Annotated in this window: 8 protein-coding genes; 2 read left to right on the forward strand and 6 right to left on the reverse strand. The window is 72.0% G+C overall.

Annotated features, from left to right (window positions below; genetic code table 11):
- Positions 1-26: 26 nt before the first annotated feature.
- Genes VFW66_08500 through VFW66_08510 form a run of 3 tightly spaced genes read right to left on the reverse strand, consistent with a single transcriptional unit; the run spans position 27 to position 5,198 of the window.
- Positions 27-3,185 carry an error-prone DNA polymerase gene (locus VFW66_08500; protein HEX5386723.1) on the reverse strand — a complete coding sequence of 1,053 codons (3,159 nt, stop codon included), beginning with the start codon at positions 3,183-3,185 and terminating at the stop codon, positions 27-29.
- Positions 3,185-4,558: a hypothetical protein gene (locus VFW66_08505; GenBank protein HEX5386724.1), complete on the reverse strand. Its 1,374-nt coding sequence runs from the start codon at positions 4,556-4,558 to the stop codon at positions 3,185-3,187. The genes VFW66_08500 and VFW66_08505 overlap by 1 nt, the downstream gene beginning before the upstream one ends.
- Positions 4,500-5,198 carry a hypothetical protein gene (locus VFW66_08510; protein HEX5386725.1) on the reverse strand — a complete coding sequence of 233 codons (699 nt, stop codon included), beginning with the start codon at positions 5,196-5,198 and terminating at the stop codon, positions 4,500-4,502. The genes VFW66_08505 and VFW66_08510 overlap by 59 nt, the downstream gene beginning before the upstream one ends.
- Positions 5,199-5,495: 297 nt before the next feature.
- Here VFW66_08510 and VFW66_08515 point away from each other — a divergent pair, with 297 nt between their 5' ends.
- The gene (locus VFW66_08515) at positions 5,496-6,548 is read left to right on the forward strand and encodes an SDR family oxidoreductase (GenBank protein HEX5386726.1); all 1,053 of its coding nucleotides are present in this window, start codon (positions 5,496-5,498) and stop codon (positions 6,546-6,548) included.
- Positions 6,549-6,560: 12 nt separating this feature from the next.
- Here the strand turns inward: VFW66_08515 and VFW66_08520 are convergent, their stop codons facing one another.
- Positions 6,561-7,751, reverse strand: a complete 1,191-nt coding sequence (locus VFW66_08520; GenBank protein ID HEX5386727.1) for a PQQ-dependent sugar dehydrogenase — start codon at positions 7,749-7,751, stop codon at positions 6,561-6,563.
- A gap of 167 nt (positions 7,752-7,918) precedes the next feature.
- Here VFW66_08520 and VFW66_08525 point away from each other — a divergent pair, with 167 nt between their 5' ends.
- Entirely contained in the window at positions 7,919-8,896 is a 978-nt protein-coding gene (locus VFW66_08525; protein ID HEX5386728.1) for an NAD(P)H-quinone oxidoreductase, read from the forward strand.
- Between the two features lie 12 nt (positions 8,897-8,908).
- Here the strand turns inward: VFW66_08525 and VFW66_08530 are convergent, their stop codons facing one another.
- Positions 8,909-9,946, reverse strand: coding sequence for a radical SAM protein (locus VFW66_08530; GenBank protein HEX5386729.1), 1,038 nt, complete (start codon positions 9,944-9,946; stop codon positions 8,909-8,911).
- 200 nt (positions 9,947-10,146) lie between these two features.
- A partial coding sequence (locus VFW66_08535) for a UBP-type zinc finger domain-containing protein (GenBank protein ID HEX5386730.1) occupies positions 10,147-10,381 on the reverse strand: 235 nt, incomplete at its 5' end.

The raw sequence follows: 10,381 nt of genomic DNA on the forward strand, positions 1-10,381 counted from the left end.
GGGCGCGCGGGGCCGTTGGGCCCGGCTCAGTGAAAATCCCGGCTCACGTACGCCAGCGAGTTCCCACTGAGCTCGCGGAAGCGCCGGCCCACCACGTTCATCACCGGCCCGTCCCGCTCGAAGCGGCCCTGCACCAGCACGAAAAGCGCAAATTTCACTACCTCGCGATTTTCCTCCACCAGCCGGCTCGGCACCACGACGTTGATGAAGCCGTGCTCGTCCTCGAGCAGGAGAAAGATCGTGCCGCCCGCCGTCTGGGGTGCCTGGCGGACGGTGACGAGACCGCCCACGATGATCTCCTCGCCACCCTTCAAGCCGAGCAGGTCGCGGCTGTCGAGCGCGCCGCCTCGTTTCAACCGCGCGCGCACGTGCTCCATCGGGTGCCCCTCGAGGCTCATCCCCACCGCGAAGTAGTCGAGATAGATCAGCTCGTCGCGCTCGAGCGGGCGCGGCGCGTGCGGCGCCGGCGTGACAGGTGCCAGCGGCAGCCGGTCTCCCACGACGTGGAACGCGGCCCAGGCCGCCCGCCGCCGGTCGGATTCCCACGCGGCGAACGCCCCCGCGCGCGCAAGGCTCAGCGCTTCGGCCCGGGTGAGCGCGGTGCGCCGCACCACGTCGGCGATCGAATCGAACGGCGCCGCGCCGTGCGCCGCGCGGAGCCGCTCGAGCGTCCGCTCGCCCATGCCGCGCACGTGTCGCCAGCCGATGCGGAGCGCGGGGCGCGCGGGATCGGCCGACTCTTCCACGGTGCACTCCCAGTCTCCGTCCTTGAGACACGGCGGCCGGACCTCGACGCCCTGGCGCCGCGCGTCGTGCATCAGCGTCGCAGGCGAGTAGAAACCCATCGGCCACGAGTTGAGCAGGGCGAGGTAGAACGCGGCGGGATGATGCTGCTTGAGCCACGCCGTGGCGTACGCGATCAAGGCGAAGCTCCACGCGTGCGACTCGGGAAAGCCGTAGCTCCCGAAGGCCTCCAGATCGCGGCAGATGGGCTCGGCTACCGGGGCGGCGATGCCGCGCGCCGCCATCCGCTCGCGGAGCCGCGCGAGCTCCTCCATGAGCCGGGCGCGCTTCCGGTTGTGTCCCATCGCGCGGCGGAGGGCGTCGGCTTCGGCGGCCGAGTAGCGGCCCAGGCTCATCGCGATCGCCATCGCCTGCTCCTGGAAGATCGGCAGCCCCTGGGTGCGCGCGAGGATCGGCTCGAGCAGCGGGTGCCGGTACTCCACCGGCTCGAGCCCGCGGCGGCGCTGGGTGTAGGGGCGGACGAACCGCGCCTCGATGGGGCCGGGGCGGATGAGCGCCACCTGCACCACGATGTCGTAGAGCCGCTCGGGCCTGGTTTTGAGCAACGAGGCGATCTGCGCCCGGCTCTCGATCTGGAACATGCCCACCGTCTCGCCGCGGGCGATGAGGTCGTAGGTCGCCGCGTCGTCGGGCGGGAGCGTGTACATCTCGGGGCGCGCGCCGGTGCGCCGCTCGATCACGTCGAACGCGCGCCGCACGAGCGAGAGCCCGCCGAGTCCGAGAAAATCGAACTTGGGGACGCCGAGCGCGTCGAGGTCGTCCTTGTCGAACTGGAGGATGGTGCGGCCCATCGCGGTGTGCTCGATCGGGAGCCACTCGCCGAGCGGCGCCGACGAGAGAACGAAGCCGCCGACGTGGGTGGAGCGGAGGCGCGGCAGTCCCTCGCACCCGGCCATGAGTGCGAGGAGCGTGCGGCCGCGCGCATCGCTCAGGTCGAGCCCGAACTGCGGCGCCAGCACGCGGCGCACGTGCTCGGCGCCTTCGGCCGGCTCGGCGTAATGGAGGCGCTTGGAGAGCTTGACGGCGAGCTCCGCCGGATAGCCCAGCGCGCGCATGGCGTCGAGCAGCGCGTTGGGCGCGCGGTAGTGCTGCACCGTGCAGGCGATGGCCGCGCACGAGCGATTCCATCGCCCGTAGGCGTAGTCGAGCAGCTCCTCGCGCCGGTCGTGCTCGATATCGAGATCGATGTCGGGCGCCTCGGTCTGGCCGTCGGCCCGCGCCTCGGAGAGAAAGCGCTCGAAGAGAAGACCGTGACGTACGGGATCGACCGCCGTGATGCCGAGGCAGTAGGCGACGGCGGAGTTGGCGGCGCTGCCGCGGCCCTGGCAGAGGATGCCGAGCTCGCGCGCCTTGCGTACGACGTCCCACATCACGAGAAAGAAGCCGGCGAAGCCGAGCCGGGTGATGACGCCGAGCTCGTGCTCGAGCTGGCGGCGCTGGCTGGTGTCGGGCTCGCCCCACCGCTCGCACGCGCCGGCGTCGACGCAGGCGCGGAGAAAGGAGTCGTCGGTGTGCCCGTCGGGGACGTCGAACGTCGGGAGCGGCGGGCGCATCCAGCCGAGGTCGAAATCACACTCGGCGGCGATGCGGCCGGCTTCGGCCAATCCCTCGGGACGCGCGGCCCAGCGGCGCGCCATCTCCTCGGGTGAGAGGAGGCGCCAGTGGCCGTTCGGGAGGAGCACGCCCGCGCGCTCGGCCTCGTCGAGGGTGAGATCGGCACGGAGCGCGGTGAGCATGTCGTGCACCAGGCGGCCCCGCGCGTCGAGGTAGCGCGGGTCCTGGGCGATGATCCAGGGCACGCCCGCGCGCCCGGCGAGGTCGATGAGCGCGTCGGCGAGCTCAATTTCGTCACCACCGACATCGTGCCGCTGCACCTCGACCGCAAGCCGTCCGCCGAACGCCTCGCGCCAGCTCGCGAGCGTGCGCTCCGCCTCGGCACGCCGGCCGGCGCGGAGCAGCACGGCGACGCGGCTCGACGCCGGGCCGGTGAGGAGGTGCAGGCCCTCGGCGCGTTCGGCAAGATCGGCCCAGGCGACGCTCGCGCGGCCGCGCGTGGTGTGCGGGTGCTCGCGCTTCCAGGTGGTGAGCTCGCCCACGCGGGCGCGGGTGACGAGCGCCGCGAGGTTGCGGTAGCCGCGCTCGTTCCGGGCGAGGAGCGCCAGCGGGTGGCCGTCGACCACGAGCTCGGCGCCCACCACGAGCTTGACGCCCCGCTGCCGCGCCTCGATCGTCGCGCGCACGACGCCGCCGAGGTCGGCCGCGTCGGTGAGCCCGAGCGCGCCATAGCCCAGCTCGGCGGCGCGGCGGACCAGGGCCTCGGGCGTAACGGCGCCGTCGCCGAAGGAGAAGGCGGTATGGCAGCGGAGCTCGGCGGGGGGCACTACCGCCAGCTCCCGTGCAGCTCCCACGCACCGCGCCGCGCGTCGCGGCCGAGCTGCACCAGCTCGCCGTCGGCGCGCACGCAGCAGTAGAGCTCGTAGGCGTAGGCCTCGGTCCAACGGCCGCCCGACACGCAATCGGGCCCCGAGGCGGCGAGGAGGTCGTGCCACCCCTCGGCGTCGCGATAGCGCTGCGGGACCGCGAAGCCGCGGCGGTCGGCTGTCTCGACCTCGACCGGCTCGGGCTCGGCGAGGAGGTGGAGGGCGAGCGCGGGCTCGGTGTCGCCGGGGCCGAGCTGCGGGCGGGCCCAGACGAGCGCGGCCTCCTGCTCGAGCCAGCGGGTGCGGCGCCGGAGCAGGGGGTGCCGGGTGCTCTCGGGGAGGAGGAGCACACCGTCACGCTCGAGCACGCGGGCGAGCGCCGCTTCGGCTTCGCGCGCGGTGGCGAAGCCGCGGTCGAGGAGGTCGCCCTGCACGCTGGTGGCGGCATCTACCGCGTCCACCCGGACGGCGATGCCGGTGGCGCCGTCGGGCAGGCGGAGCCGCTCGAGCTCGTGGCGCACCAGCCGGACCCACGCCGTCGCGTCGGCGCTCGGACGCGAAGGGCGGAAGGTGTGCTCGACCGGCTGACCCCGCACGAGCGCGAACGAGACGGTGAAGGCGCGCGCCCCCTGCCCGAGCTGGCGCAGCGCGGTGCAGACGCTGCCGACGAGGCGGTTCACCACGAAGAGCAATCGCTCGGCATCGTGCAGCGTGTAGTCGGTCCACTCGAGCGAGGCGTGCGGCAGCGGGCGCGGCGCCGCGCCGAAGAGAAGGCGCCGATCGTCGGCGCGGGCGAGCCGCCAGAGAGCAACGCCGCCCGCGCCGAAGCGGACCTCGACCGACGCCTGGTCGAGCGCCGCGAGATCGCCGCAGCGCTCGAGGCCGGTGCCATCGAGCAGCGCCAGGAGGTCGGGCTCGGGGCCGAGCACGGCGAGCGGCTGTGGGGCGAGGAAGGCGCGGTCTTCGTCCGGCGGCACCTCGATGACGGCGGAGTCAGGCGGTGGTGCGGGATGGCGCGCCGCGATCTCCGCCGCCACGGGCGTCGACGCGATGCCCGCCCGCGGCGCGGCCACGCCGCCGGCACGCAGAAGTCCGAGCAGCGCCTCGGCGAGCGAACGGGCCTCAAGCCCGCGGGCATCGGCCCACACGAGGGCCGGCCTCTGCCCGCGATCGGTACCGGCTTCCATCCGCACGCGGGGGGCCCGCTCGAGCAGGAGGGTCCCGAGCTCGGCGACGCGCTCGGTGACGCGCTCGGCGCGGTCCGGGGCGCCGGCCTCAGCGCCGCTCGCCGCGCCGGTCGGGATGCCGAGGTTCGTGAGACAGACGACGGTCATCGTGCCATACCGGAAGCACCAGCTCGGCCGCGGCGAGCCATCCCGAGCCGCGCGCCGTCACCCGCACGCGAACCGATCGGACGGCTCCGGGTTCGCCGAGACGATCCTGCCATCCGCAGGCCTGCGGGAGCGCGCGGCTCTCGAGACGGAGGCTCGCCACCGGGCTCCGGCGGGCGACGAGCACGAGCGCGGCGCCGCCCTCGTGGGCCGCGCGCGAGAGGCGCACCGCGGCCGCCGGATCGGGCTCGGCGCCGTCCACCACGACGAACGCGAAACCGCCGGAGCGCGCCAACGTCTCGGCGGCACGAAAGCCGGCGAGCGGGCCCGGGGAAGAGAGCAGGAGCGGTCCGGCATGCCAGCCGGCGCCTGCCGGGGCAAGCCGCCCGCCGGTGGTGATCCAGGCGGTGCGCTCGCCGTCCGCCGTGGCGTGGAGTGCCGCGCTTCGGAGGAGCGCCACGGTGCCCGTGCCCGGCTCCCATGCCGCCAGCCGCCCGCGCTGAAAGCCGCCGTTCGGGAGAATCCGGTCGAGTGCGGCGAGCCCGGTGGCCACGATGCCCCGGCTCCAATACGGCGCCGCCAGCGCGTCGGGAAAGCGCTGGGTGACGAGAGCTCGGAGGGCGGCGGCATGGGCAGGGGGCATGGACGGGAAAGGTTGAGTACCCGAATAAAACCCGAAATACTATATACGCCCCCTCACGCGTGCGGGCAAGGAAAGGGGTGTGCGTGCGGGTATTCGGCACTGGTTTACTGCGGCGGGACCGTACGTTCCGACCATCCGGTTCAGGGGAGGGCGAGGGCGATGAAATCTTAAACGCGCGCTCCCGCGGCGCGCCTCCGCGACGTGTCCTGCGTCACCTCGGATTGCCTCCGGACGGTGCACCGTCGTTTTCACACGCGCGGATCCGACGGCAGACCCGATCAGGAGGCAGGAGCAACGATGGCAACGAAGAAGACGCACGCAACCGACGCGGCCAGTGGACGCACCCGGCGCTACGCGGGCGCAGGCCGGCGGACGGCCCAGGCCGAGCGGCACCTGCAGCAGGAAGCGGAGCAGCGGCGGGCGGGGCAGCGCGAGGGCGGCGCAAAGTCGAAGCAGCAGCAGTCCAAGGCCGTGGAGCCGCCCGGCCGCCAGTATCCCACGCCGCCAATGCCCAAGCAGCACCAGCAGAAGCCCGGTCTCGAGTCGAAGCTCGAGCCGCGGCCGAGGTACGAGGCGGAGGAGTACCGCGGCTCCGGGAAGCTCCGCGATCGGGTGGCGCTCATCACCGGCGGCGATTCCGGAATCGGCCGGGCCGTGGCGGTGCTCTTCGCGCGCGAAGGGGCGGACGTGGCCATCGTCTACCTGAGCGAGGATGACGATGCCGAGGAGACGCGGCGCGCCGTCGAGGCGGAGGGCCGCCGCGCGATCCTGATCCCGGGCGACGTGAGCGATCCGGATTTCTGCCAGGATGCGGTCGCGCAGACGGTCGAGGAGTTCGGCAAGCTCGACATCCTGGTGAACAACGCGGCATTCCAGGAGCACGTCGACACGCTCGAGGCGCTGTCCGAGGAGCAGTGGGACCGCACCTTCCGGACGAACATCTACGGCTACTTCCACATGGCCAAGGCGGCGCTGCCGCACCTCCATGACGGCTCCGCCATCGTGAACACCGGCTCCGAGACCGGCATCGAAGGCAGCAAGCACCTGCTCGACTACTCGGCCACGAAGGGCGCGATCCACGCGTTCACCAAGTCACTCGCGCAGAACGTGCTGGCGCGCGGCATCCGGGTGAACGCGGTGGCGCCGGGCCCCGTGTGGACGCCGCTCAACCCGGCCGACGCATCGGCCGAGGAAATCACCAAGTTCGGCGCGAGCGTGCCGATGAAACGGCCGGCGCAACCCGAGGAGATCGCGCCGGCGTATGTCTTTTTCGCGAGCTCGGTGGACTCGAGCTACATCACGGGTGAGGTGCTGCCGATCATGGGCGGCAAGACGGTGGGCTCGGGTTGAGCGGGCAACGGGTCATGGCGCGGCGACGATGCGCGACACCGTGCCCGCGCCGCTCACGACGTACACCTCGCCGCTCGCGTCCTCGCCGAAGCTCGTGAGCCCCGGCGTGGCGAGCGCGTCCCACTGCAAGGGCTCGGTGACCTGGCCGCCGGCATAGCGGAAACTCCGAATCCAGCCGGCGCAGAGGTCGCCGTAAAAGTAGGTGCCGGCCAGATCGGGCATCGCGGCGCCCCGGTAGGCGTAGCCGCCGATCACCGCACAGGCGCCGTCCGCATGACCGTAGTCGAGCACCGGGAGGGTGAGCCCGGCGCGATTGCAGTTGTCGCTCGCGTAGCAGTGGGTCCCCTCCATCACGTTCCAGCCGAAGTTGAGTCCGCGGCCGCCACCCGCGGCCCTGGTGGCGACGTCCACCTCCTCGAACTCATTCTGTCCCACGTCTCCGATGTACAGGTCGCCGGTGGCGCGGTCGAAGCTGAAGCGGAACGGGTTCCGGAGACCATAGCTCCAGATCTCGCCGCGCGTGCCGGGCGCGGCCGCGCTCGCGAAGGGATTGTCGGGTGGAATGGCGTAGGGCGTGCCGGCGTCGAGATCGATGCGCACGAGCTTGCCGAGCAGCGTGGTGAGGCTTTGGCCGTTGCCGTGCGGATCGCCGCCGCTGCCGCCGTCGCCGATGGCGACGTACAGCTCGCCGTCGGGGCCGAACGTGACCATGCCTCCGTTGTGGTTGGCGAATTCGCTGTGCGGCGCGGTGAAGAGTGTGGTTTCACTTGTGGCGTCCGCCACGTCGGGGTCGGCCGAGACATGGAACGAGGCGACGTGCACGTCGCCATTGGGCGCGGTGTAGTGCACCACGAATCGGCCGTTGGCTGCGTAGTCCGGGTCGAAGGCGAGGCCCAGGAGGCCGCGCTCGCCGCCGGCGGAAATTTTCGCGCTGACGTCCAGAAACGGCTTGGCGAGGAGCGCGCCGTTCTGGACGATGCGGATCGTTCCGCCCTGCTCGACGATGAAAAGCCGCGGATCCGAGGGCGGCGAGGTGACGAAGAGGGGCGCGGCGAGCCCGCTCGCCACGGTCTGCAGGCGAAGCGAGGTGGCCGAGGGCGGCGGGCTTTCGGGCGGGTTGCCTGCGGTGGCGTCGCTCCCGCAGGCGGCGGCCGCAATCGCCATCACGGGAAGCTGCGGGCGCCAACGAATCGTGAACTTCATCGAGACGTCGCCGCGGACATCGGCGCCTCCGGTGTGGCCAACGATTGGATGGTAAACGGCCGGTCGTGCAAAGGTGAACGTTCGGCGTTCGCCGAGTGGCCGAGCCCGGCCGCGCAGCAGTTCGTGGCCATGTTATGCTGCGGGGCATCTCGCTCCCGAGGACTCCAATGCGCGCAGTCGTGTTCACCGGCGCCGGCGGCACCGAGGTCATCCGCATCGCCCAGGTCCCGGCGCCGGCCGTGGGGGCGGGGCAGATCCGGGTGCGGGTCCGGGCCGCGGGGCTCAATCGCGCCGACATCCTTCAACGACGCGGCAGCTATCCCGCGCCGCACGGCTGGCCGGCGGACATTCCGGGGCTCGAGTATGCGGGCGAGGTGGAGGCGCTCCGAGAGGCGACCCGCTGGCGCGTGGGAGACCGCGTCATGGGCCTCGTGGGCGGAGGCGCGCAGGCCGAGCTCGTGGTCGTTGACGAGGACGAGGCGCTGCCGATTCCGCCGGGCCTCTCGTTCGAGGAGGCGGCCGGCATTCCGGAGGCGTTTCTCACGGCCTTCGACGCGCTCACGACTCGGGGCCGCGTCGCACCAGGCGACCGGGTGCTGATCCATGCGGTGGGGAGCGGCGTCGGCACCGCGGCCGCGCAGATCGCGAAGCATCTCGGCGCTACGGTGATCGGCACCTCACGCAGCGCGGACAAGCTGGCGCGGGCGGCGGTGTACGGGCTCGACGCCGGCATCGACACGAGCCGCACGCCGTTTCGTGAGGGCGTGGGCGCGCCGGTGGATGTGATCCTCGACGTGCTCGGCGGCGAGGCTTTCGCCGACAACTTGGCGGTGCTGGCAACGCGCGGCCGGCTCGTGATGCTCGGCTTTCTCACGGGCACGCGGGCCGACGCGGACCTCGGCCCGATTCTTCGAAAACGGCTCGAGGTGATCGGCACCGTGATGCGCGCCCGGAGCCACGAAGAGCGGGTGCCGCTCGTGCGGGAGTTCGCGCGTGGCATGCTGCCGCTCTTCGATCAGCGGGTGGAGCACGCGGCGCCGCTCCGGCCGGTGATCGAGCGGGTGTTTCCGATGGACCGTATCGCCGAGGCGCACGAAGCGCTCGAGCGGAACGAGACGTTTGGGAAGGTGGTGGTTGTCTGGTAGGCAGGCGCCGCGCTACGCGGCCGTGCCGTCGATCTGGCGCCGGCGGCGCATGCCTTCGGAAAGCGGGAATCCATGCCGCCGCTGCAAGACTTGCAGCCGCGTCATCACGGCATCGTGATACTTCCAGCCGGCCGATGCGCGGCGCGCGTAGTGCCGCTCGTATCGCTCGGCCAATTCGGGAAATTCACGCGCGAGAAACGGCAGGAAGCGGCGCCGCGCCGCGGGGTTGAGGCGGAGCGCCGCCCCGACCACGTAGCGGGCACCGGCTTCCTTGGCCGCAAGCAGGAGTGCGCTCAATTGGGCCGTGCCGTCGGTGAGGCACGGGAGAATGGGTGCGACGAGCAGCCCGGCGTGAATGCCGGCGTCGGTGAGCCGGCGGAGCGCGCGCAGGCGCGCGCGGGGCACCGGTGAGCGGGATTCGATCCGGCGCAGGAGTTTGGCATCGAGCGACGTGAGCGAGACGTTGACGCTCACGTCGTTCTGAGCGGCGAGCCGGGTGAGCAGGTCGAGATCGCGGGTGACGAGCGGTGACTTGGTGATGATGCCGACCGAGAGTCCGCGATGCGGAAGGAGCCGCTCCAGCAGCGCGCGCGTGATCCGGAAGCGCCGCTCGGCCGGTTGATACGGGTCGGTGGCCGTGCCGATCACGATTGATTTGCCGCCCAAGCGTTGAGGGTTCAGCGTGCGGGCGAGCACTGCTGCAGCATCGGCCTTGACCAGGATGCGTCGCTCGAAGTCGAGCCAGGCGGGCACCCCGCTCGGCACGCGATGGGCGCGCTCGACTGCGTAGCGATGGGTGTCTCGGGCGTAGCAGTAGGCGCAGCCGAACTCGCAGCCGACGTAGGGATTGAGCGACCAGAAGTTCATGCCGGTGGCGGCCGGCGGGTTGAGCACCGAGCGCACCGGAAGGGCGAGGAATTCGGTGTTCCGGAGCGGCGGCGCGAGCGGGGTCCAGGGCGCAACATCGGGCGACTCCTCGCCCGCGAGGAGTGAGAGCTGCGCCGCCGTCACTCGCAGCGGCCCCAGCCGCAGCCGATGCAGCTCGTGCACCCGGACGCATGGGCGATGGGCGCGCCGCACTCGGGGCAGGTGCGCGCGGGCGGGCGGCTTGTGCGCTGGGCTTGCGGTACAGCAGGCATGAGGCGGCTCCGGTTTCGGCGTTTGTTCGGTAGCCGCCTCATATATGGTGGGCCGCCGCCGCCGCGTCAAGCGGGCGAGCGGCCGCATCGCGCGGGCGCGAGGGCTACGCCTCACACGTGTTGCAATTCAATCCGATCGATGTAACACCAGCCCCAATCCTCGCCGGGCTCGAAGCTGCGCATGACGGGGTGGCGGGTCTCGTGAAAGTGTTTCGTCGCGTGGCGGTTGGGGGACGAGTCGCAGCAGCCCACATGGCCGCAAGTGAGGCAGAGCCGGAGATGGACCCAGCCGCTGCCTGTCTTGAGACACTCCTCGCAGCCGTCGGGCGTGCGGGGGGAAACGTCG

Source organism: Gemmatimonadales bacterium (genome assembly GCA_036279355.1).
Lineage (GTDB): Bacteria > Gemmatimonadota > Gemmatimonadetes > Gemmatimonadales > GWC2-71-9 > DASQPE01.